Raw genomic sequence first — 21,905 nt, 5'->3', positions numbered from 1 at the left:
TCACCCCCTCTTGCTGCGGACAGCAGAACGGCCCGCCGACTTCTCGTCGGGCGGGCCGTCCTGCTCGCTGCTCTGCTCGGTATCCGGCGGATCGTCGCCGAGGGGCTCGACCGTGTAGCCGGCCCCCTGGCAGTAGCCGATCACTGCCGGATCGCTCGTCGTGGCAGTGCCCTCGGTGAACTGGACGCCGGCCGGTCCCTCCCCGGTGAAGTCGGCGACCGGGGCCGTGATGCGCATGATCATGGGCATCACGCGCTCTTGATGTTGCGGAACACGGCGGCGGCCTTGGTCGCCTTGAGGACGGGGGCCACGGGCCCCATTTCGACTTCACCGGTCTTGACGGCGCCGGAGCGGTCGAACTCGGGAAGCCACGTGGACACGAGCGGGGCGCCGCCCCCGACCGAAGCGCCGTGGAATCCGTCGAGCCCGTAGCGGACGGCGTACAGATCGCCGAGGCCGGTCACGTTCCCGCCCCCGCCGGCGCCGTCCGGATCGCGGGTCACCAGGCCGATGACGTCCACGTTCGCGCCGGCCTTGCTCTTGAGGTCGACGAGCGGGATTCCGTTGTACGCGGTGACCGGGCGGCCGAACACGTCCGTACCCTTGTCGAGTTGATCGGTCCACGCGGCGATGGTCTTGAAGAGCGACAGGGTCTTGCGGTTGCCGTAGATGACATCGGGTGCGTCATCCATCGTGGCGAGCCAATCGTCGATGTGGCGCTGCGCGGCGAGGGCCGAGCCCTTGTCGGTGATCGTGGTCCAGTCGACGAAACCGGCTGTCACGCCGTTGTTCAGCGGCAGGTACTCGGTCGAGCTGCCGGTGAGGATCTTCGACAGGCCGTCGAAGCCCTTCGCGTCGGTGGCCTTGTCGCCGTTGATCACGGCGTCGGCGAACCGCGCGCGGCTCGCCTTGATGAGCTGCTGCATGTTCAGGGTGACAGCGCCCGAGGCGGCCGGCCCGATACGGGCGATTACGCGGTCGATCTGGAAGCTACCGCCGAGCGGTACGAGATCGACGGTGTAGCGCTGCGTCGAGACCTCGGCCGGCACGTACTCGCTGTTGATCGCGCGGAAGTCGGCCGACCGCTGGCTGATCAGGCGCCGGTATCCGTAGGTGAGGGTGTCGCCGCCGGTCGGGCTTACGACGTTGTCGAAGGTGAGTCGGTCGAGGATGTCGGACGACTTGCGGAACTCGTCGATGACCTGCACGTCGACGTCGTCGGTCGCGTTGTTCCGGGCCTCGCTGAGTGAGGTGGGCAAAGGTTTCTCCTAGATCGTTCAGCCGCCGAGGCGGGCGGCGACGGCGTCGTGCAGGGATGCGGCGCGGCGCTCGCCGGCCGGTGCGCCGTGGAACTCGGCGCCGCCGCGGGGCGGCCCTGCGGGCGCGGCGCGGTAGAGGTCGGGGTCGGCCGTGACTGCTGCGGTGATCGCGGCGGCGAGCTTGCTGTCGAACCCGACGTCGTTCGGGTCGAGGTCGGCGAGGCCGGCGAGGAAGCTGCGGGAGTTGAGCAGCCGGTCGCCGCGGGCCCCCGCATCGGCGGCGGCGCGGGCGACGGCGAGTTCGACGCGGGCGGAGCGCAGTTCGGCGGCGTGGTCGGCGAGCAGCCGGTCGCGCTCGGCGACCGCGGCGGCGAGCTTGGTCGGGTCCTGCTCGGAATCGGGATCGTTGGGGTTGAGCGCGCGGGTCACGGCATCGAGGGCGGAGCGCAGTTCATCGCGCTCGGCCGCGGCCTGGTCGGCGCGGGTGGTCGCCTCGGCGAGCTGCTGCTCGGCGCCCGCGGCAGGGGCGGGCGGAGCGCCCGGAGCGGGGTTCGGCGGGGCGGCCGGGTCGCCTGCGGGCGGGGTGACGGTGCCGGGGTCGACGGGGTTCTCGGGCATGGCGGGATAGCCCTCCGGGGCTCGTGCGGGCAAGGGAAAAGGGCCACCGGATCGGCGGCCCTATATAGAGGAGAAAGGGGCTACGGCTCGGGCGGTGCGAGCTGCTGCTCGGCGGCGACGTAGCCGCGCACCCATGCGGCGCGCAGCAGCGGCTCGTCGCCGCGGTGCGGGCAGTCGGTCGCCGGACGGTCGGCGACCGCGGCGGCGGCGCCGGCCTCGCGGGCGCGCACGGCATCCTCGCGGAACCCCACGATCACCCCCTAGAACTTGTTGCGTTGGTCCTCACGGGCGGCGCGGGCGGTGTCTCCTGCGGCGGTCCGGGCGCCGGTCACCTGCTCGGTGAACTCGGTCAGCGTGACGCGCGGTGAGACCTCCTCCCAGAAGCGGATCAGGTCCTCACTCGCCCTCGCGTAGGCGACGTGGGCGGGGCCGCTGAACAGGGCGAAGGGATCGACGCCGGCGGCGCGTGCCTTGCGGTTCAGCATGAATCCGCGGGTGTAGTCCTCGGCGGCGAGCACTTGCAGATAGACGTGCTCCCGGTACATCTCGCGGATTTCCTCGCGGCTGTACGCCTCGCGCGCCGCCCGCTGTTCGAGTTCCCGCTCGTACGCCCACCGTTCGACGGCGGACATGTGCTCGGTCCCGTCGGGGCCCCGTTCGAGGTCGCGTCCGTAGGCGCCCCACTGGTCGGGGTCGGCCGGCGGCGGGTCGTCGAGGCGTACGGGCTGCATGGCCTCGTCGAGAGCGGCCCGGGTGGCGAGGGTGTCGGCGACGCGTGCGCCCGCGGGGGCGGGCAGCGGCGTGGCGGGGTACCGGCGGTCGATCTCGGCGGCGATCCGGGCGGCGTCCGTGGGGGAGGCGTAGCGCACCCCCCACACGAGCAGGTCGTCGCTGAACGGGGAGAGATCGGCAGCGAGGTTACCCGCCGGTAGCAAAAACTCGAGCGCGGCTCGGCGGTGAATTTCGGCGCCGATCGCCGCCCGGTCCTCGGGAACGTTGCGCGCTCGGGTGGCCAGGTCGCGCTCGGACATGCCGACGAGGTCGCGCCGGATGCCGGGCATGGCGGCGTCGATGTCGCGCCGGTCCATCTCGCCCATGATCCGCAGCATGTCGTCGTCGCCGAGGTGGACGGCGACGGCGGCGAGTTCGTCGTCGCTGAACTCGGCGAGGTTGTCGGTGAGCTTGCCGTTCGGTCGGATGCGGTCGAGCAGCACCTGCTCGTCGCGGCGCTCGGCTTCGCCGCGGATGCGGTCGAGGTCGCGCTGATCGAGCACGCCGGGCCGGATCGCGGCGCCGAGCTGCTCGTCGGTCATCTCCGGCAGGGTGCGGTCGTCGCCGGAGCGGACGCGCGCAGCCTCGACCGCGTCCTGCGGCGGGCGCGGCGCCGTGCTCGGCAGGTTGCCGGCGCCGGGCTGCTCGCGCTCGCGGCGCCGGATGAGTTCGGGGTGCTCGGCGAGGTGGGCGCGCTGCTTGGCCTGCCACTGCCTCACCTTGGCTTCGGCCGCCCGCCGGGCCTCGGGGCTCGTCGCGGCGGCGGCGCGGTTCTTGTACTTCCTGATCCCGCGCTCGATCGCCCTCTGTCTCTGTGTCGCCTCGTATCCGTCAGGGTCCTCGGACGCCTCGGCCGCCGGCCGGGTCACCCCGGGCAGGTAGGCGGCGACCGAGTGCCTGCAATTCGGATGCTGGAAACCGCGCTGCCGTGCCTCGTCGAGGCTGCCCGCGATGTGCACCTGCACGGTGCGGCCGTCCTCGACGGCGTGCTCGACCTCGACCGTGCGGGCGCCGCCCGGTCCGTCGAGGCTCAGTACCTTGCCCTCGAACGGGGCGCAGATGGGGCACTCGTGCGGGGCGTTGCTGACGATCACGAGGTCGAGGCCGGCGGCGCGCAGCTTGTCGCCGTGGGCCTCGACCGCGGCCCTGCCGACCGCCGTCCGTACGGCCATCTCGGCATAGCTCGTCATCTGCCACGCGCGCCCGCCGCGGTCAACGAACGTCCGCAGACCACGGTCGGCAAAACGCTCCATGGCGGATTGGGTGGCCTGCCTGCGGGTGTCGATGCCGAGCAGGGGCGTTGCCGACACCTCGGCGATTACCTGCCGGTAGTTGTCCTCGACGCCGCGGAGAATCCCGCGATGTGTGGCGGTGACGAGATCGAGTGTCTCGGCGGCGAGGCGGTCGACGGCGCGCGTCGCCGGCGTGGTCTCGGCGATCCGGCGCAGATCGTTGTCGTGCAGCGCACCGAGTTCGGCGAGGCCGGATCGGGCGCCGATGCTGTACGCCTCGGCGACCGCGTCGAACACGTCGAGCTGTACCGCCTCGGCGAGGGCGTCGACGACACCCTGCGCCCCGCGGCGCAGCGCCTGAATGTCCCTGAGTTTGTTGGTTGCCCACCCCGGGGCCTCGAACCCGTCGGTCAACTGGCGGGCGACGATGCCGAGCAGCCGTTGCTCGGCGTCCGCGTAGAGGTCGCGGACGCCAGCCGAGAGATCCTCGACCATGCCGGGGTGGATCGGCATCACACCCCCTCACACGGTCAGACGAGGGCGCCCACCTGCATGGGGTCGGGCACGGCCTGCCCGGTCTCGGTGAGAATGCGGCCGACCTCGGCCTGCACCTCGTCCTCGTCCCATCCGGGATGGAGCATCCGAACTTTGGTGTCGACGCTGACGGCCTGCGCCTGCTGGTACAGGGAAAGGGTCTGCGCGAGGGTGGTGGGGTCCTCGCTGACGAAGCCCCCAAAGTCGATCCGGGGACGCTCGGGCACGATGCCGCGGCCGAACATGAGCCGGTCGAGCAGCAGCATGACGTGCAGCATCTCGCCGAGGGGCGGCGACCAATACCTGATCTTCTTGCCCCTGGTCGTAATGCTCCGGCGCTCCTTGGCCTTGACCTCGGTTGCCGTGATCGCGGCGCCCTGGTCGTCGATGCCGAAGGTCTGCGCGGCGTAACCGGCCGACCGCACGGCCTGCCGAGTCGTGGCCTCGGACGTCCGCTCGTGCTCCTCGACCCTGATCGCGAACTGGCTCAGGGTGATGCCGCCCTGCTCGGTGGGCGGGATGTTCAGGAGCTGCCAGATTTCCCGGTCGGCATCGAAGCTCGCACCGTTGCCGGGGCCGTGGTCGCGCAAGTAGGCGTCGGGGATGATCAGGCGGGCGCGCGCGAGGCGGATGTCGCGAATCCACGAGGTCCATGTCGTATCGAGCGCGTCGAACAAGTCGTACAACGGGGCGGCGTAGTCCGAGCGACCGAGGTCCGAGCCGCGGTGCTTGCGGTTGGGTCCGATGTTGCGGACGTAGGCGGCGGTCAACCGGTCGATGCCGGTCTCGATCGACTCGCCGTCGGGGCCGAGCGCCTCGGCGAGAGGTGCGACCGCGGGGTGCTCGGTCAGCGGGACGCGCCGGCCGAGGCTGTCGGCGGTGCCCTGGTAGAGCCCGTGCAGGATGCGACCGCGCTCGTGCCGTTCGAGGTGGCGGAGCACGCTCGCGCCGTCCGAGGCGAGTTCGTGCCAGAAGGTGACGGCGCGCAGCAGGCCGAACGAAAACTCGGGCACGGCGGCGTCGGCGTGCACGGTGGTGAGCAGCGGCCGGTCGACGAGCGAGTGATCCCAGGTGATCCGCAGGTACACCCCGCCGAGGGCGGCGGCGACCTCGGCGCCTTCGAGCAGCGTGTTCGCGATGCCGTCGGCGTCGCTCAACTCGTTCAGCCGGTCCTGTGTCGCGGTGTCCCCCACGGTGAAGGTGGGCGGCTCGCTGAACAGCAGGTCGGCGGACGCGGTGGCGATGTCGCCGGCGAGGGGGATGTGCAGGCGGTTGTCGCGCTTGCCGGGCTGCGGTGCGCGGCGGCGCCCCCACAGGCGGGATGCGCCGCTCTTCCTGCTTGGGTTGGTGGAGTAGGCGGCGGTCAGCTTGGCGGGTTCGCCGGAGTACCAAGCGTCGTCGACGCGCATCTCGGCGAGGGAGCGGGCGAGGTGCGGCGGGGGCCAGGAGATGTTGTTGTCAGGCAGCGGCACAGTCCACCCCCGTCCTGCTCCGAGCGCGCGTGCGGGCGCGGGTGCGCGCGGCCGTCCGGCATGTGCGGCACTTACGGGTGCCGTTGCCGGCCCGGTAGGTGTTGGCCTCGTCGAACGGGTGGCCGTGGATGCATTCGGTCTGACGGGCGCGGGCGGCGACGTGCGACTCGCCCCGCAGCACATTGACTCGCTGCGTGACCGGTTCCAAGTGGGAGGGGTTCACGCACCCGCGGTTACGGCACAGGTGGTCGATCACGAGGCCGACGGGTATCGGCGCGACGAGGGCCTCGTACGAGGCGCGGTGCGCGTACTGACGCTCGCCGTCGATGGTGAAGCGGGCGTATCCGTTGGGCATGAGGTAGCCGGTCCACTGCCAGCAACCGGCCGGGGTGTCGGTGACGCGGGCGAGGAAGCGGTCGGTCCAGTCGGCGCGCATGGCGGCCCCCCTTGGGCATGGCAAAGCCCCCGCGCCAACTCGGCGGCGGGGGCCGTGGTCGGGTTGGGTTACGCGGCGTGCGCGAGCAGGGGGCGCCACTCGTGCGCCGTCGAATGGATCACGTAGCGCAGGGCGTCGACGCTGTGATCGTCCTTCTTCACCGGCTTGTCTTCACCGCGGGCGGCGGCCTCTTCTGACCACACGTAGTTGGGCAGTTCGCCGAGCAGCCCCTCGCACGAGCGATGGATGCGCAACAGGCCGGCGTCGAGGGCGTTCGAGACGCTGCGGATGCCGTCGATCACGTCGTTCACCGCGCGGGTGACGCCGGGGTGCCCATCGGCCCAAAGCTGAGTGGAGTACGAGGCGGCGCTCGGGTCGATGAACGTCCATTCGGGGACGACGTCCAGCTCGGCGAGCCAGTCGCGGACGGCGCGGCTGTACTGCGCGTCGGTCATCTGGCGGTGTGCGAGGCGGGAGTCGTGGCGCCACTCGCTGACCACGTACAGGCGGTCGTCGTCGCCGAGGCCGAGTAGCAGTGAGGCGAAAGGATTCGCCGTGCCGTAGTCGATGCCGACCCAGTAGCGGCGCATCGGGGGCAGCTCGTCGACGACGTGCTGCTGCTCGTCGTACGCGTCGTAGATGGAGCCCTCGGCGACGACCCACTCGCCGAGGATCATCCGCCGGCGCCAAAGGCCGGTGAACTCGGCGGCGAGCGCGGCGACGTACGCCTCGCTCAACGAGGGGTTGTCGGCGAGGCGGAAGTGAAAGGCGGCGAGGTCGAGGTCGCCGGCGCGGTCGAGGTAGTCGGTCCGCAGCCAATGCCGGGGCGAGTCGGGGTTCGTGGTCCCGATCAGCTTCGCGCCGGGGGCGGAGAGGCGGGCGAGGAGCTGTCGGAAGAACGCGGCGGGCAGCAGCGTGACCTCGTCGCAGTAGGCGAGCGAGGCGGTCATGCCGCGCAGGCGTCCCTCGGCGCGCGCGTCCGAGGCGCCGACGAGGTGAACGACGCGCCCCAGGATCACGGCCGTGGTGGCGCCGCGGGTGTGGTGGACCTCGGCCGCAACGTCGCCGAACAGCGTCGGGTCGGCGAGGACGTCGAGACAGTTCCGCTCGATCGTCTGGAGCGACCGACCGCAGATGACGATCAGGCCCGACGCGGGGGCGCGCCGGATCATGAGCAGGAAGCAGACGAGACTCGCGATCGTCTTTCCCGACCTGACGCTGCCGTGCCAGATGTTGATACGGGCGGTGGCGCCGCGGATCGAGTCGACCTGTTTGGGGGAGAGCGGGGCGAGGGTGGTCACTACACCCCCTCGCGGTCACCTCCGGCCGGGGGCCCGAGCAGGGCGTCGGCGAGGCGGTCGAGCATTGAGCCGCCGCTGCTCCCGCTGCTGCTGTGGCGTGCGAGCTCGGCGACGCGGGCGTGTACCTCGGTGAGGGCGCGGGCGGCGGTGGCGTGATCGCGGGCATCGCGCGCCGACTCGGCGCCGGCCGTGCGGGCGACCTGGCCGAGGGCGCCGTCGAGGGCCTCGTCGGCGAGCTGCTCGCGGCGTGCGGCAGCGTCTGCTCGTCGGGCATCGGTCGCGGCGGCGACGCGGGCGCCCCCTGCGAAGGTGAGCCCCTCGGCCTTTGCGATCTTGCTTACGGTCGCGGCGCTGCGCCCGGTGAGTCGGGCGATCTCGTTTCGGCTCTTGCCCTCGGAATGGAGGCGGCGCACCTGCTCGCGGTCGCGCTCGCGGATTGGCTCGGCCACGGGATCACCTCCTGCCCGGGTTGCGCTGCTCCGAGTCTCGGCGCGAGCCGAGGATGTGTAGCCCGTCAGGCGTGACGGGCGAGCTTGACCGCAGAAACGAGGAGGATTACAGCCAACGCAGGGATGAGGAACAGGTCGGGGAACACACCGAGGAGCAGGCCGCCCAGCACAGCGCCGGCGATCGAGCCTGCGGCCATGGTCATGGTGAACCGGAGATTCGCGCCGAGGACAGCGAAGCTGCCGTCGCGGCTGTAGCGGGCGAAGGCCACCAGCATGGTCGGCAGGGAGACCACCAGCGAGAGGCTTCCGGCGGTCTTGATGTCCTCCCCGAAGAGCAGCACGATCGTGGGAATCAGCAGCTCGCCGCCAGCCACGCCCATGATTGCGGCCACGACCCCGATACCGAAGCCGGCCACCACCCCGCAGGGCACCTGTGCCCACAACGGCAGATCAAGCGTGCCGAGGCTGGTGGTGTGCGTGACCACCAGGGCGACAGCCATCAACACCATGAGTCCTGCGAGCACCTTGTAGAGGGTGGATGAGCGCATTCGGACCGCCCACGAAGCCCCCGCCCAGGCACCGAGCAGGCTGCCTGCTAGCAAGTTGACTGCGACTGGCCAGCGCGCGGCGACTTCCGCGGCCGGGACCGCGGCGAGCCGTGCCGGCAGCGCCACCAGAACCACGACCAAGCTCATGGCTTTGTTGAGAATGACCGCGGAGAGAGCGGCGAATCCGAACAGGCCGATCAGCAGAGGCAGCCGGAACTCTGCACCGCCCAAGCCGATCATCCCGCCCAGTACACCGATGCTCGCTCCCGCACCGAACACCACGGGTGCCGAGTGGGACGAGCGGGCAGAAATCAGGCTTTGGTCAGAGTTCACGACGAGCATCCTCGCCCGTCGCCGTTGTCGCTTGCTACAGCGGAACCCCGACTTCATGGAAAGGCACGGTCGGCACGCACCGGATTCGTCAGGACGTCCGATCGCCGCAGCACGCGAACGCCCCGCCACGGGGGGTGTGGCGGGGCGTACGGGATCGGGGGTTTCCGGGCACGCCGGAGACGCCTCGAACAATAGGTCACGAACCGATAACGGCGCAAGCGTGTTCGGCGGCGCTCTCTCCCGACTCCATCGCGGCGGCGAACAGGGCGAGCAGCGGGCCCATGTCGGACCGCTCCCACACCCGGTGACCGTCGAGGTCGAGGGGGACCGGCGCCGAGCAGGACGCACCGCCCGAGCAGGTAATGCGCCGCACGTCCCCCGACGCCGAGTACGAGGTGAGGGGGGACGCGCACCACGGGCACGGGTACCGGCTGCTCGCCGACCGCTCGTCGTGGCGCAGGGTGCGCAGTACGCGGTCGGCGCACTGCCTCGCGACGCGGTGCGCCTCGTGCAGCGCCCATCCGGGCAGAGGGGCGAACAGCGGGTCGGGCCCATCGGTCTGCTCGCCGAGCACGCGTCCCTCGACGTACACGCTCGCCCAGTGAGCGCCGGCCGTGCGCGATCCGTGCCCGTGGTGCGTGCGGTAGTTCCAGCGGTGCAGCTCGTCGAGGGGGGTGTGCTCCTGCGTCACGGCGGCGCAGGTGTCGGCGAGGTCGAACAGCATGTTCTCGACGGCGACCACGGCATCGTGGGCGGTGAGGTTCAGCGGGGCGGGGTGCGCGCGCAGGGCGTACGGCTCTCGGTCCTCGACGAGCAGCGGCCCCTCGGCGACCTTGTCGAGGAATCCGGTCGTCTCCCTCGGGGGCCAGTCGGCCGCGGTGGGCGGCGCCTCGACGGCGGCGAGCAGCGCGCCCCACTTGTCGCGCACGAGGCGCAGGGCGGCGACGGTCTGATCTGTGGCTCGGGTCTGGTTCATCGGTCCCCCTCGGTGACGGCCTGGTGCTCGACGAGCTGCTCGCGCAGGGCCGCGGCCTCGGTGAGGGCGAGGTCGAGGTCGGCCTCGGTCTCGACGAGGGCCTGCTCGGCGGCCTCGATCCGGGTGTGTAGGCGCATCGCTGCTGCCTGCTGGCCGGCGGCGCTGCGGCGGTGGGTGTCGCTCTCGGCGACCTCGGCCTCGACGTCGGCGCGCAGGGCGGCGCAGTCCTCGGGGGTGAGCACGCCGCGGTCGGCGCGGGCGAGCAGCAGCAGGAAGCGCTCGCGCCGGGCCTCGCGGGTGAGTTCGCGGACGAGGACTCGGCCGCGGCGGGAGTCGGTACGGGTACGGGCGTGCAGCGTCATGCGGGCGTGTCTCCGTTCGAGGCTCGGCGGGCGGCCGACGAGCAGGCGGTGCAGTAGGGCGGGCAAGGCAGTGAGGCGAGGGTGCGCGCCTCGCGGTCGAGGCGACCGCCGAGCCGCAGGGAACCGACGAGGGCGGCGACGAGGACGAGGGCGAGCGCGCCGACGAGGGCGAGCAGGGCCGAGGTCATGCGGTCGTCTCTCCGTCCGTACGGGCACGACGCAACCACCGGACGAGGGAGCGCCGAGCGCGCGGTTCCCGCGCGCGAGGCGCGACCGGTCGCGCGTAGTGGTTGCTGTTGATCTCCCATCCGTCGATGGCGAGGCGGTCGAGGAGGGATGCGGCGGTGAGCGTGGCGAGGTGGGGGTGCACGTCGAGCGTGTCGGTCAGGTGGGCGGCGATCGAGGCGCGGGCGGCGGGCGGGGTCATCGGCGTATTCCTCCGGCGGTGTGGCGGGCGCGGTTCTCTCGCGGGGTGGGCGGGGTGGACATGAGGCGGGCGAGGCGGTGCTGCTCGGCCTCGTCGTCCTCGGCCGCGATTGCCCGGATGCGGGCGGGGTGCGGCTCGGGTGCGGTGCAGTTCCGGCCGGGGTCGGCGCCGCACTCGGGGCAGGTGGCGAACTGGACGGCGTGCGCGTCGCGGCGGCGGCCGTGGACGGTGGCACGCAGTTCGACCCCTGCGCCGCGCTTGCAGAGGCGACGAGGTGCTGCTCGGCAGGTCTCGACCGGGCAGGGGACGGCGAGGGCGGGCAGGGTGGCCCGTTGGGTGGGCAGGGTCGAGCGGATCGCGGACCGCTGCTCGGGGCTGATGTACGGGCGCGCCTCGTCATCGACGGGGCGGCCGACTCCCGCGGTCAGGGCGAGGACGGAGCGCGGCGGGGTGGCGTCGAGTGCGTAGCCGATGGACTGAGGTGGCAGGGTGCCGTCGGCCGCGGCGGTGAGCTGCTCGCGGCGGCGTGCGGCGAACTCGGCGCCGGTCTCGGTCGGGTTGCCGTTGTAGACCGGGTGGGCGGCGCCGATCCGGGTCTCGCGGATACGGGTACGGATGCGACGGACGTCGGCCGGGGTCGCCCGGTCCTTGGTGACACCGTAGTGGTCGGCAACGGCCTGCCGGGTGTCGTCGTCGAGGGGGACGTCGCGCAGGGCGTAGGCCCATGCGCGGGCGTCGGATTCTCCGATGGTCCGCTGATCCCATGCGGCACAGAAGGTCAGCAGTTCCGCGGCGTCTGCGGGGGTCATTGGGCGTTCTCCTGTTCGCGAAGTTGGGCGGCGAGGTCGAGGCCGGCGCGCACCCGCTGATCGGTGGTCGAGGGGCGGGCGGCGCCGGGGTTGAGCGGGACGACGGTCGGGCCGGCCCCGGGGGCGCGCGGGGGCGGGGTGGGCAGGGAGCGCCACCCCGAGATGAAGTAGCGGGCGGAGCGAGGGCGGGTGCGTGCGGCCTGCCAGGCACCGCCGGCGTGGTCGACGAGGACGTGTACGCCGCACCGCTCGATCAGGGCGTGCAGCAGCAGCCACTCGGCGGAGGAGAGTTCCCAGGAGACGACCATTCCGGCGGCGCTCATGGCATCGACGAGGGGCCGTACGGGCTCGGCGATCCGGGGCCCGTCCGGGCTAGCTGGTTTCCCAGTACTTCCGTAGGAAGTACTGGGGTAAGGCTTGGTGCTGGCTTGGGGGGCTGTGACGCTATCGACGGCGTCACGGTGTGACACCCCCTCTTGACCTGCGTCTCTCTCCTGAAACAGGGGTGTGTTTCGCTCTCGATTCGTCGCCGATCCGCGCTCGTTTCGCGCACGATCCGCGGCCGATTCGTCGACGGTTCGAGCCTCGTTTCGCGTGCGGCTCTTCGCCTTACGCTCCGCGGCGGCGGCCCGGTTGGCCTCGACCTGCGCCCGGGTGCTGTTGCGACCGCCCTCGAAGAAATCGTGCACCATGAAGTCGCCGACGGGGGGCTGCGGGCAGCGCGGGCAGGTGTGCCCGTGCTCGTGCCACAGACCGACCGTGACCAACTTCCGGGCCTGCGGGGCGGTCCCGTACTGGCGGGCGACCACGGCGGGCACGGTGCCCTCGGTGAGGTGCTGCGCAGAGTAGGCGCCCGCCCGAACCCACAGACCGAGGGCGGCGTTACCGGCCTTGACGATCTTCGGGTGCATGTGCGAGCTGTCGTCGATCTTGAACCACGCCACGGGGTGACTCCTTCCTGATCTGTGGGGGCGGGGTGCCCGGCTCGGGCCGTCCGGCGAGGGCGGCGGGGGTGTGCCGGGGGCAGCGGTGGCCGGTGATGTACCGGCGGGCGCCCGGGGCGAGGCAGTAGCGGCGCCTCGGGCCGTCCCAGTGCTGGCAGTTCATGCGGCGAGGAGCAGGCCGGCCCGGTCGAGGAGCAGCCGCAGCGCAGCCTCGGCCTGCTGGACAACGACGCCGTTCCCGAGGGCGCGCAACTGCGCCTTGCGGCTGAGACCGGGGACGCCGGTCACATGGCCTTCGGGTAGGCCGAGCATCCACTCGACGAACTCGGGGGAATGCCGGCCTCGATCGTCAACTGCCCGCGGGGCGGGGCGGGTGAGTCGCTCCCACTGCTCGACGGCGGGCCGGTAGGGGCCCCACTGGAAAGCAGCGGCAGCAGCAGCGGCAGGGGAGGGGTTCCGATCCCGACCCCGTACCGATCCCGCATCCGCTCGCGCCGCGCTGTCCAGAACTCCAGTTCGACCCCATCGTCGTGCCGAGTCGAGATCGGCGTCGGCAGCAGACGGGCGATGAACGTCACGAGGTCGCTCCCACCCGCGCCGGGCCTGTTCGCCCGTGCGTAGTCCGGTCCGCGCTCCGCATCGGCTGCTACCGGCGTCGGCAGGCCACGCGATGACGAATACGCGCTCGCGCTGGTGGGGAGCGCCGATCTCCGAAGCGCGTACGCAGCACCATTCCGCATCCCACCCGATGCGGGCCAGGTCCCCGAGAACGGCGCCGAGAGCGCGAAGAGTTCGAGCCCCTCCGGAGTGCGCATCCACAACCGGGTCATCTGGTCCCATGCCGCGATCGGCCGTCGCCGAGAGAAGTCCGCGCACATTCTCGATCACCACCAATCGGGGTTGTAGAGCTTGAATGGACCGGGCCACGTGCAGCCACAGGCCCGAGCGGGTGCCCTCGGCGATGCCCGCACCCTTGCCTGCGACGCTCACATCGGTGCACGGAAAACCGGCGGTCACGATGTCGACCCCGTCGGCCTGGTCGTCGGCCTGGTCGTCGAACCGAACGGCTTTCAGGTCGCCCAAGTTCGGTACGTCCGGCCAGTGATGCGCGAGGATCGCCGAGGCCCCGGGATCGTTCTCGACGTGCCAGACGACCGAGCCGCCGAGCACCGACCGCACCGCCATGTCGAGACCGCCGTACCCCGAGCACAGAGACCCGATCCGCGGACCGTCCGCACTCATCACGCACCGACCGATGCGGCGCCCGGCTCGGCGGCCTCGGGCCATCCGACGAACTGCGAGGGCACGTCCTCGACCGAGGGCTGCTCGCCGCCCGGCATGGACGGCTGCTCGACGATCTCGCCCTCGATGTACTCCCCAGGCACGTCGAGACCCTCCGGAGAGGCATCGCGCCGCACGGTCCCGTCGTGCGCGACCGCGCGGGCAAGCTCGGCCGACTTCGGCAGCATCTTGAACAACTGCCGTACGCACGTCTTCCGGGCCATCGCGTCGTAGTCCGTGGACCACGGACCGAAGTCCTTCGCCTTGCTCCGCTTGCGGATCGCCTCGACGTCGTCGACGTCGAGCACCACGAACGCGTTACCGCCGTTGGCCAGTCGGGCAACCGCGTAATAGTGCGTCGCCGGACCCTTCGCCGAGCCGCGCGCGGGGATGTGGCGCAGCTTCGGCGCGAGACCGTACTCGTACTCGAACTCGTCGCCCTCGTGCACGGTGTGCGTGTCGAGGCCGGCGGCGAGCGGGTGCTGCCAGTAGAGCCGGATCATGCCCTGGTAGCCGATGACGAGCTGTACCTCGTACCCGCGGATCTTCTTGTTCCAGAACGGCAGCAGGTACGCCTCGCCCGACACGCCGCCCGGCTCCAGCCCGAGGGCCGAGCAGGTCATCAGGGCGCCGGCGAACGACTCGCGGCTGCACTCGGCGAGGTGCTCGACCCTGCGCAGCTCGGTAAGAGCGATCCGAGCGATACGGTCGGCGCCGCCCATGTGCGCGGGCAGCGCGCGCTCGATCTCGGGGCGCATCTGCTGGACGAACTGCACGAGCGTGGTTGCCGGTTGGGGGGCGCGGGTGGCGGGTACGGCGGGCGTTCGGGTCTGCGCGCCTCGGGTGGCGACGCGGTCGGCAAGGTTGCTGGTCATGCTGCGGTGCTCTCTTTCGGGACGACGAGGCGTCGGGCGCGGTGCGCCCGGAACTCGTCGGGGCGCTCGGCGGCGAGGCGCGCGGTATCGAGCGCGTCGACGCGGTGCGTGTACTGCTGCGCAAGATCGGGATGCGCGGTGGTGAATCGTTTCTGCGAGAGCGGGCCGTTCTGCTTCCACGTGAACGCGGTCCGGCCCTGCGTCTTGACGACCTCGGCCTCGCCCGCCGTTGCTTTCAGCAGGTTGTCGACCTCGCGCAGCTCGTCGGCGGTGCGCTCCTCGCGCGCTTTCAGTTCCCGGCGGCGCTCAAGCAAGGGCAGCACCTCGGCAGGGTCGACGACCGTCACGGCGCCGGCCTTGACCGAGTAGAGGTGATCGAGCAGCGACTCGGTCGCCTCGGAACCGTCGATCGGCGGCGGAACACGGTCGAGCACGCCCTGCCAGAATCGGCCGACGATCTCGACGAGGTGCTCGACGAGGGCCTCGTCGCGCTCGACGCGATGAATCAGGAGTCGGTTACCGCCGAGCAGCGCAGCAACGTGTGCGTGCTCGTACCCGGTGACGGCGAGGTACCAATGCGTCTGGAGTGCCGGACCGTCCGGCACGCCGAGCAGCCACTCGTCGAGCTGAAAGGCGCTGCGGGTCTTGATCTCCAGCAGGCTCGACGGCGTCGAGGCGCCCTCGGCGAGCACGTACCGGTCGACGTTCGCGAGCATCCACCGGCGCTCGATGTGCGCGAGCGTCCCCGGACCCTCGACCACGCCGAGACCGCTCCGCGCCGAGAACACGCGGGCGACGGTCGGCTCGTGCTCGTGCCCCCAGAACGCGGCCTCGGCGAGGATCGGGTCGAGCGGGCGGTCGAGCGGCAGCTCGCCGACCTTGTCGAGGTAGACCTCGGTCGGTGACGTGTACTTGCTCATTCCCAGAATCGCGGCGACCTCGGAACCGCCAACTCCTCTACGCCGCAGGGTCAGCCACTGCTCGCGGTCGAGACCGGGCGGTGCGACGACAACCCCCGTGGGCGTGACGAGCGAGGGCGCCGACGCGCCGCTCACTCCCCACCCCCGATGTACCGGGCATAGACGCGGTGTTCGGTCGAGCCGCCCGAGGTGATCGTGCGGGCGACCGCCTCGAAACTTCCCGCCGGCCCGTAGGCGGGGAGGCGAGCGTTACGGATGGCCTGCGCGGCGGACGACGCTCGGGTGACGCTGGCCGGCTTGCCGACCACTCCCCACACGTTCGGGTGCGCCCGCAGGTCCGCGGCGATCCGGGAATGCTTGGTGTTCCGCTGCTTGGGCGGCGGACCAACGAACTCAACGATGCTCACGTGCTGTTCTCTCCTCACGCTGCGGACTGCTGCTCGGCTCGTGCTCGGTGGATGTGCGGGGCGAGAAGTCGGCGGATCAAGTCGATCTGCTCGGCACTCGGCGACCCGTTGTCGTCCGGCTCGGGCGTCTCATCAGCGGTCACGGCTCCCCCTCCGCTTGTTGCAGATATCGAACAGCCAAGGGCGTGAAGCGGTGCATAGCGCCCGGTTGGTTGTTGCAGATGTCGAACAACGGCAACCGTAGGCGGCCGAAAAGTGCACGTCAACGAGTTACTTCGATGTGCAGTTCGAGGCAATGGCTGATTAGATGAGAGTGTTCGAGTTATGCAACAAGAACAGGAGTAAGAGAGTGTCGGAGACCGACACCCCCTTCCGCGCTCCGTACGGCACCCCGTTCGGGGATCTGCTGCGCGCTGCGAGAGAAGAGACGGGGCTTTCGTATCGCAAGCTCGCCGCGCGGGCGATCGACCCGACCACCGGGGTCGAGGTGGGATACACGACTCTGCACCGCATCGCGGCGAACAAGTCGATCATGCTCTCGCCCGGCGTCGTCGGTGCAGTCGCCGCGGCTATCGGTCGGCCCGAGCGCGACGTTCGAATCGCCGCATCACAGCAATACTGCGGACTCGTCGCCGACGACCCGTTCGGGATGAGCGACGACGAGACGACAGTCGTCGTCGTGCACGCCCCGGGTATGGGGCGCAAGGACATGCCGAAGGTCGAGGCGCTCCTGCGACGCTATGCGGCGGGTGAGCTTCCGCCGGAACTTTCCGAGGGGGATCGCTCGTCTTCCTAGGCGATCACCCGGTGTCGTATGCGCGTGACCTGCGGTGTTGGGATGAGTAAGGTGGATCGGGCGCCTCGACTCGTGCACGTGTTCGAGTCGAGGTTCGTCATGCCACGAGGGGGGCACCACCTTGATCCGCGTCATCCGCACCCAACTCGATACCGGAGCGATCACCGTAGTCCGCGCCACCGAACACGGACTCACGATCGATATGGACGGCCGCCACATCACCCCCACAGGTGCGGCAAGCCTCCAGCAAGCCTTGAACGGCCTCGCCCCCCACTCGGACACCGAGTCAGGCGACGTGCGCGCACACGAGGCCGATAGCGCCGGACGGCGCGGGTAACAAAGAGGGCCGCACGGCATCCGCCGCGCGGCCCTTCCGCTGTTCGTCCTCTCACGCAGCCTTGGCGAGCTGCCCCTGCTCCGTCACGGTCGGCCGCAACGACTTGCGGACCACAGTCACGTACGAGCTGATCGCCACCCCCGCCCGGCTGTGCCGGCCCTTCCCGACCGGGTGCAGCTTGATTTCGAGCAACGACTCGATGACGAGACGCTGCTGCGGAAGCGTGAGCCGCTTCCAAGCCTGCTCGACTTCCTTGCGCGACGGGGCAACGAGATCCTTTACCACGTCAGGTGTCCGGAGCGATGCGGCGACCTTCTCGGCCTCGGCGATCTTCGGGGCGAGACCGGCCTCGATCGCCGCGAAGCTGTCCGCAGACAGCTCGCCCGCGATGGCCTTGTCGCGGAACTCGACCAACCGGGCGTTGAGTAGTTCCGCGTCGGCCTCGGCCTCGGCGATCTTCTCCTGCAACTCCTTGTCGCCCGCGGTATACGCCTCGACGAAGTCGGGCGAGGACAGCCACCCGAACAGCTCGCCGAGCACGTACGCGTCGATCGGCTCCTGCTTCCCGCTGACGTGATACCCCGTGCTGCCGTTCTCCCCCTTGGTCTTGCACTGGTAGTTCATCCCCCAATCCGTTGGATTGGAGACCACGGGAACCCGGCACTCCGAGCAGCCCATGATCGCCGACAGGAGATACCGCGCCATGCCGGGCCGTGAGTTGGTCGACTTGCTCGCCCGCGCCTTGATCACAGACTGGCACTTGAGATAGATCCGCTTCGACACGATCTTTGGCCATGCGCCGTCACTCGTCACAACCCCATGGTGCGTACGGGCCCCTGTGTACCGGACGTCAGTCGCAAAGTCCTTGATCGTCGCCCCATGCCAGACCGCAGCGATCAGAGGCTCGTCACGCTCGTTGAAGTCCTGCGCAATCGCGAGACTCTCCTCGCCCCGAGCAAGCCGCGCCACGGCCTCTTCGAACAGCGCCACGTGCGCCGCGGCCACCGTTTGGAACCGAGACAGGCGGACAACCATGCCCTTGGTCCAGCGCAGCGCCGGGGCAGGTACGCAACGCTTCATGAGGTCTGCCGCGATTGCCTTGTACGCCTCGCCGTTCGCCACCCGGATACAGATTTCCTTGACGATGGGCGCCTGCTGCGGGTCCTTCTCCTCACGCAGGAACGCGCCCGTCTTCTCGTCGTACACGCGCCGGTACCCGTACGGAGAGATCCCGTGCGGCCGGCCCGTGACGGCGTTCGCGCGCAACGTCCGCTTGACGTTGTCGCGCAGCTCGTCGACCTCGCGCTCACCGATCAGAGCGTCGAGGCCCGTGCGGAAACGGTCGTCCTTGTTCGACAGGTCGTAGACCTTGCCGCCGTAGCACCACAAGACGCCGTGCTTCGCACACGCGTTACGCAGTCGCGTATACACGTCCAGCTCGCGCTGGAGTCGGCTGGACCCCCACGCGAAAACGATGTCGAGCTTGCCCTGCTCGATCCACTCGATCATTCGCTCGAACTCTTCGCGCTCGCGGTCGCGGAAGCGAGAAGCCGAACGGTCATCGTCGACGAAATCCTCGACGAGGTTCACGCCGAGGCGGCCGGCGTCGTCCGCCGATCCTGTGAGCTGCTCGCGCACCGAGAACCCTCGGCGCCCGTTCTTCCCTCGGTAAGCACTCTTCCGCGCGTACCTGCCACCGCGCAGACCGGCGAGAGACCGAGGACCCTCGCCCCCACCCCGGTTTAGAACCAGCGAGCCGGGGATCTCGCGCTGACCAGTAACAACGGATGTTGTCATGCCCCACCCTCACACTTCAGGAGTGGGTCTTGCACGGGATTACTCTGGAGATGCCGGTCATGCTGGCGCCCGTGCCCGAGGCGATCGATTTCACCGCCAAGAAGGTCCTCATCGCCGATGACGTGGCCGACACCGGGAAGACGCTGAAGCTCGTCCACGACTTCTGCCTGGGCCACGTCGCCGAGGTCCGGTCCGCCGTGATCTACGAGAAGTCGCACTCGCTCGTGAAGTGCGAGTACGTGTGGAAGAAGACCGACGAGTGGATCAACTTCCCGTGGTCGGTCGAGCCGCCCGTCGTGAAGCGTGAGGGTCAGGTTCTCGACGCCTGATCCGGGTCAATGGATGGAAGGAGGGGCCCGGCGCTTGCGCGCCGGGGCCCCTCCTTCGTAGCCGGTTGCCTACAGCGTGCCCAGCTTGATGATCGACAGCAGTGCGACCAGCTGGATCGCGGACGCGCCCAGCGCCTTCGGCCACGGCAGGTCGTGCGACTTGCTGACGAGCGAGGTGAACAGGGCGCCGGCCGCCAGCCAGGTGACCCAGCCCAGCACCTGCACGAACATGTTGTCGCCGCCCAGGAACACGGCGAAGAGCAGGCGCGGCGCGTCCGTGATGGACATGACCAGCATCGACAGGCCCACGGTCGGCTGCCATGCGCCGTCGCCGCCCAGCTGGCGGGCCAGGGTGTGCGTGACGCCGCCCAGGATCAGCCCGCAGATGACGAAGGCCACGCCCGCGCTGAGGACGATCGGGACGGCGTTGGCGAGGGTGGCGTCCATGACGTCCTTGCGGGCGTCGTCGAGGCCGAAGACCGCGAGCAGCCCGTACAGGAACGTCACGATCAGCGCCGGGCCCCAGACGGCGTAGTCGCGCATCTGAAGGAACGTCGGCCCCGGCCGCATCACGATGCCGCGGAGCAGTTCCTTCCACGGCAGCCGTGGGCCCGTCGGCGCGGCCGCCGCGGCGCCCGCGTGGTACGTCGCGCCCTGGTTGTACGGGTCCTCGCCGTACGCGAAGACCTGGGTGTGCCCCGGGTTGTCGTTCGCGTACGAGCCGCCGCCCGCGCCTCCCTGGCCGTACGGGGGCTGCTGCTGCCCTTGGGGAGGCGGCTGCTGCTGTCCGTACGGCTGTCCGTACGGGTCGAAGTACTCGGGCTCGCCATGGCCTCCGGCGGCGGGCTGCTGAGGCCACTGCTGCTGGGGAGGGTAGGGCTGCTGGCCGTACGGCGCCTGCTGCGGTTGCTGCTGACCGTACGGCTGCTGCCGCGGGGGTTGTTGGGGAGCGCGGTTGTTGTCCCTGCCGCGTCCGATCCTGAATCCAGCCACGTGATCGAACGTACCTGGTCCGGGGAGCGGTGGTGGGCGGGCCGCCGGAATAAGCACCCTTTGCGGCTGACCTGTGACATCCCCTAGGGGAACCCCGGGGGGCTGTCCCCACCGCGGGGGAGGGATGGGAATTGTCTGGTTTACATGGTTGCGGTGGAGTCTGTTGTGGGTCGTTACATTGCCTACGGAATACGTAGATATCGGGTCCGTAGCTTCGTGTCTGTCGCCGACGAGCCATGAGCACCGAGCTACGAGAAGAGCCCCCACATGCGCAGCACTCGCCGCACCACCCTTCGCACCGCCGCCGTCCTCGCCGGCGCGGCCACCGTTCTGGCCCTCCCGGTCGGGTCCGCGTTCGCGGACTCACCGTCCGTGCCCGGGCCGGAGGTTCTGCCCGGGGTCGAGCAGCCCGCGACGGACCCGACGGACCCGGTTCCGCCGGTCGACCTTGTGCCCCCGGTGGATCCGGCCGTGCCGGCGGTGGACCCGACGGTCGACCCGACCACGCCGCCGGTCAAGCCGGAGAAGCCGACCCGGGCCTTTGTGGCCACGGTCAAGCTCGCGGACGGGTCGATCGCCAAGGTCTACAAGATCAGCGGCAATCACTTCGAGGCCGAGATCTTCGCAGGGTCGACGAAGCTGGACACGCTGGTCAGCAAGGGGGGCAACCCGGCGTACGGGCAGAACAACGGCCTGCACGTCGTCCTGCAGCCGAACGGGACCGTGACCTCGTGGGTGGAGGGGGAGCAGAAGCCGAAGCCGGTGGAGAAGCCGAAGCCCGTCGAGAAGCCGAAGCACGAGGTCAAGGAGGTCAAGAAGGAGAGCTCGGTCCGGATCACCATGCCGGACGGTCGGATCGCGAAGCTGATCGACGGCCCGAAGGGCAAGCGCGTCGAGATCTCGATGGCGAACGGGAACCTGCTCGGGACGGTCGACCTGAAGCACCCGAGCGCGCTGAACGACGGCTGGACGTACCGGATCGTCCAGGACGGGAAGCGCGTGAAGTTCGTCGTCATCGACGGGAAGGGCGGCGGGAGCAGCTGGGTGTACGACTTCGACGGGAAACTGATCGAGAAGTACACCGCCGAGGGGGCGGGCGCGGGGGAGCGTGTGGTGCCGAAGGGCGGCGTGAAGGCCGGGGCGGAGGGGGCCTCTACGGGTGACAGGCCGATGCTCGTTGCCGCCGGCGGGGGGTTGGCTGCCGTGGGGGCGGCGGGGCTGGGCTTCGCACTGCTGAAGCGGGGCCGCGCCGACCAGTCCTGACCGGGCCGGGGCCGGGCCGGCCGCTGCGCGGGGCCTTCTCCCCCACCCCGCCCCTTCCCGGAACCGGGGGCTGCGCCCCCGGGCCCCCCCCGAACGCCGGAACGGCCGGTCCCCTGAGTGGGGACCGGCCGTTCCGGCGTCGCGTTCTGCCGACGGACTACTTGGCGTTGCCGCCGTCGGCCGACGCCTTCGGCTCGGCCTCGGCTGCCTTCGCCTCGCCGGCCTCGGCCTCGGCCTCCGGCTCGGCCTCAGGCTTTGCGGCGGCGTCAGCGGCCGTCTCGGCCTCGGCCGCAGTCGCCGTCTCGGCCTTCGCCTCTGCGGTGGCCTCCGGCTCGGCGTCCGCCTTTGCCGCAGTTTCGGTCTCCGCCTTGGCTTCGGCGTCCGCCGTGGCCTCGGTCTCGGCCGTTGCAGCAGCCTCCGCCTCCGCCTCCGCCTC

General features: G+C 70.5%; 25 protein-coding genes and 1 pseudogene. 3 read left to right on the top strand and 23 right to left on the bottom strand.

The genetic code is table 11. The features are described from left to right. The 21 genes from OHT74_RS18520 to OHT74_RS18420 form a co-directional block, all read right to left on the bottom strand. The gene (locus OHT74_RS18520) at positions 1 to 249 is read right to left on the bottom strand and encodes a hypothetical protein (RefSeq protein WP_328620807.1); all 249 of its coding nucleotides are present in this window, start codon (positions 247 to 249) and stop codon (positions 1 to 3) included. Continuing rightward, entirely contained in the window at positions 249 to 1,259 is a 1,011-nt protein-coding gene (locus OHT74_RS18515; protein WP_328620806.1) for a major capsid protein, read from the bottom strand. Before OHT74_RS18515 ends, OHT74_RS18520 begins: the two co-directional genes overlap by 1 nt. A gap of 18 nt (positions 1,260 to 1,277) precedes the next feature. Then, complete coding sequence (locus OHT74_RS18510; protein WP_328620805.1) at positions 1,278 to 1,877, bottom strand: hypothetical protein; 600 nt, start codon at positions 1,875 to 1,877, stop codon at positions 1,278 to 1,280. An 80-nt stretch (positions 1,878 to 1,957) separates the two neighbouring features. After that, positions 1,958 to 2,128 (bottom strand): ribosome modulation factor, encoded by a 171-nt coding sequence (locus tag OHT74_RS18505; RefSeq protein WP_328620804.1) that lies wholly within the window; start codon positions 2,126 to 2,128, stop codon positions 1,958 to 1,960. A 9-nt stretch (positions 2,129 to 2,137) separates the two neighbouring features. Continuing rightward, a complete protein-coding gene (locus OHT74_RS18500) occupies positions 2,138 to 4,393 on the bottom strand; it encodes a phage minor capsid protein (protein WP_328620803.1) in 2,256 nt (751 codons plus the stop codon). A 17-nt stretch (positions 4,394 to 4,410) separates the two neighbouring features. Then, a complete protein-coding gene (locus OHT74_RS18495; RefSeq protein WP_328620802.1) occupies positions 4,411 to 5,886 on the bottom strand; it encodes a phage portal protein in 1,476 nt (491 codons plus the stop codon). Continuing rightward, positions 5,873 to 6,322 carry an HNH endonuclease signature motif containing protein gene (locus tag OHT74_RS18490; RefSeq protein ID WP_328620801.1) on the bottom strand — a complete coding sequence of 150 codons (450 nt, stop codon included), beginning with the start codon at positions 6,320 to 6,322 and terminating at the stop codon, positions 5,873 to 5,875. The genes OHT74_RS18495 and OHT74_RS18490 overlap by 14 nt, the downstream gene beginning before the upstream one ends. Positions 6,323 to 6,390: 68 nt before the next feature. After that, positions 6,391 to 7,623 (bottom strand): PBSX family phage terminase large subunit, encoded by a 1,233-nt coding sequence (locus OHT74_RS18485; RefSeq protein ID WP_328620800.1) that lies wholly within the window; start codon positions 7,621 to 7,623, stop codon positions 6,391 to 6,393. Continuing rightward, positions 7,623 to 8,072 carry a helix-turn-helix domain-containing protein gene (locus tag OHT74_RS18480; RefSeq protein WP_328620799.1) on the bottom strand — a complete coding sequence of 150 codons (450 nt, stop codon included), beginning with the start codon at positions 8,070 to 8,072 and terminating at the stop codon, positions 7,623 to 7,625. The genes OHT74_RS18485 and OHT74_RS18480 overlap by 1 nt, the downstream gene beginning before the upstream one ends. Before the next feature lie 65 nt (positions 8,073 to 8,137). Beyond that, positions 8,138 to 8,953, bottom strand: coding sequence for a sulfite exporter TauE/SafE family protein (locus OHT74_RS18475; RefSeq protein WP_328620798.1), 816 nt, complete (start codon positions 8,951 to 8,953; stop codon positions 8,138 to 8,140). A 196-nt stretch (positions 8,954 to 9,149) separates the two neighbouring features. After that, positions 9,150 to 9,929, bottom strand: coding sequence for a hypothetical protein (locus tag OHT74_RS18470; RefSeq protein WP_328620797.1), 780 nt, complete (start codon positions 9,927 to 9,929; stop codon positions 9,150 to 9,152). Further along, positions 9,926 to 10,291 carry a hypothetical protein gene (locus tag OHT74_RS18465; protein WP_328620796.1) on the bottom strand — a complete coding sequence of 122 codons (366 nt, stop codon included), beginning with the start codon at positions 10,289 to 10,291 and terminating at the stop codon, positions 9,926 to 9,928. Before OHT74_RS18465 ends, OHT74_RS18470 begins: the two co-directional genes overlap by 4 nt. Then, on the bottom strand, positions 10,288 to 10,479 hold the full coding sequence (locus tag OHT74_RS18460) for a hypothetical protein (RefSeq protein WP_328620795.1): 192 nt from the start codon (positions 10,477 to 10,479) through the stop codon (positions 10,288 to 10,290). Before OHT74_RS18460 ends, OHT74_RS18465 begins: the two co-directional genes overlap by 4 nt. Next, positions 10,476 to 10,718, bottom strand: a complete 243-nt coding sequence (locus OHT74_RS18455) for a hypothetical protein (RefSeq protein WP_328620794.1) — start codon at positions 10,716 to 10,718, stop codon at positions 10,476 to 10,478. The genes OHT74_RS18460 and OHT74_RS18455 overlap by 4 nt, the downstream gene beginning before the upstream one ends. Further along, complete coding sequence (locus tag OHT74_RS18450) at positions 10,715 to 11,527, bottom strand: zinc finger domain-containing protein (protein WP_328620793.1); 813 nt, start codon at positions 11,525 to 11,527, stop codon at positions 10,715 to 10,717. The genes OHT74_RS18455 and OHT74_RS18450 overlap by 4 nt, the downstream gene beginning before the upstream one ends. Beyond that, positions 11,524 to 11,850, bottom strand: a complete 327-nt coding sequence (locus OHT74_RS18445) for a hypothetical protein (RefSeq protein WP_328620792.1) — start codon at positions 11,848 to 11,850, stop codon at positions 11,524 to 11,526. Before OHT74_RS18445 ends, OHT74_RS18450 begins: the two co-directional genes overlap by 4 nt. 780 nt (positions 11,851 to 12,630) lie before the next feature. After that, on the bottom strand, positions 12,631 to 13,713 hold the full coding sequence (locus OHT74_RS18440; protein WP_328623341.1) for a DNA cytosine methyltransferase: 1,083 nt from the start codon (positions 13,711 to 13,713) through the stop codon (positions 12,631 to 12,633). Further along, on the bottom strand, positions 13,713 to 14,627 hold the full coding sequence (locus OHT74_RS18435; RefSeq protein ID WP_328620791.1) for a recombinase RecT: 915 nt from the start codon (positions 14,625 to 14,627) through the stop codon (positions 13,713 to 13,715). Before OHT74_RS18435 ends, OHT74_RS18440 begins: the two co-directional genes overlap by 1 nt. Further along, the gene (locus tag OHT74_RS18430) at positions 14,624 to 15,682 is read right to left on the bottom strand and encodes a YqaJ viral recombinase family nuclease (RefSeq protein ID WP_328620790.1); all 1,059 of its coding nucleotides are present in this window, start codon (positions 15,680 to 15,682) and stop codon (positions 14,624 to 14,626) included. Before OHT74_RS18430 ends, OHT74_RS18435 begins: the two co-directional genes overlap by 4 nt. Beyond that, positions 15,679 to 15,954 carry a hypothetical protein gene (locus OHT74_RS18425; RefSeq protein ID WP_328620789.1) on the bottom strand — a complete coding sequence of 92 codons (276 nt, stop codon included), beginning with the start codon at positions 15,952 to 15,954 and terminating at the stop codon, positions 15,679 to 15,681. The genes OHT74_RS18430 and OHT74_RS18425 overlap by 4 nt, the downstream gene beginning before the upstream one ends. Before the next feature lie 14 nt (positions 15,955 to 15,968). After that, positions 15,969 to 16,097: a hypothetical protein gene (locus OHT74_RS18420; RefSeq protein WP_328620788.1), complete on the bottom strand. Its 129-nt coding sequence runs from the start codon at positions 16,095 to 16,097 to the stop codon at positions 15,969 to 15,971. Positions 16,098 to 16,303: 206 nt separating this feature from the next. On the opposite strand from OHT74_RS18420, the gene OHT74_RS18415 reads away from it, so the two are divergent. Then, the gene (locus OHT74_RS18415; RefSeq protein WP_033214554.1) at positions 16,304 to 16,750 is read left to right on the top strand and encodes a helix-turn-helix domain-containing protein; all 447 of its coding nucleotides are present in this window, start codon (positions 16,304 to 16,306) and stop codon (positions 16,748 to 16,750) included. 388 nt (positions 16,751 to 17,138) lie between these two features. Here the strand turns inward: OHT74_RS18415 and OHT74_RS18410 are convergent, their stop codons facing one another. Next, positions 17,139 to 18,884 carry a recombinase family protein gene (locus OHT74_RS18410; protein WP_328620787.1) on the bottom strand — a complete coding sequence of 582 codons (1,746 nt, stop codon included), beginning with the start codon at positions 18,882 to 18,884 and terminating at the stop codon, positions 17,139 to 17,141. 35 nt (positions 18,885 to 18,919) lie between these two features. Between OHT74_RS18410 and OHT74_RS18405 the strand changes: the two are divergent. After that, positions 18,920 to 19,213 (top strand): annotated as a pseudogene (locus OHT74_RS18405) (phosphoribosyltransferase); the annotation flags it as partial. Between the two features lie 69 nt (positions 19,214 to 19,282). On the opposite strand, the gene OHT74_RS18400 reads toward OHT74_RS18405, so the two are convergent. Beyond that, entirely contained in the window at positions 19,283 to 20,206 is a 924-nt protein-coding gene (locus OHT74_RS18400) for a Yip1 family protein (protein WP_266665526.1), read from the bottom strand. A gap of 267 nt (positions 20,207 to 20,473) precedes the next feature. Here OHT74_RS18400 and OHT74_RS18395 point away from each other — a divergent pair, with 267 nt between their 5' ends. Then, positions 20,474 to 21,469 carry a hypothetical protein gene (locus OHT74_RS18395; RefSeq protein WP_328620786.1) on the top strand — a complete coding sequence of 332 codons (996 nt, stop codon included), beginning with the start codon at positions 20,474 to 20,476 and terminating at the stop codon, positions 21,467 to 21,469. Positions 21,470 to 21,905 lie beyond the last annotated feature (436 nt).

Origin of the sequence: Streptomyces sp. NBC_00354 (assembly GCF_036106915.1) — a bacterium.
In the GTDB taxonomy this organism is placed as follows: Bacteria; Actinomycetota; Actinomycetes; order Streptomycetales; family Streptomycetaceae; genus Streptomyces.
This window is presented reverse-complemented; position numbering and strand designations above follow the sequence as displayed.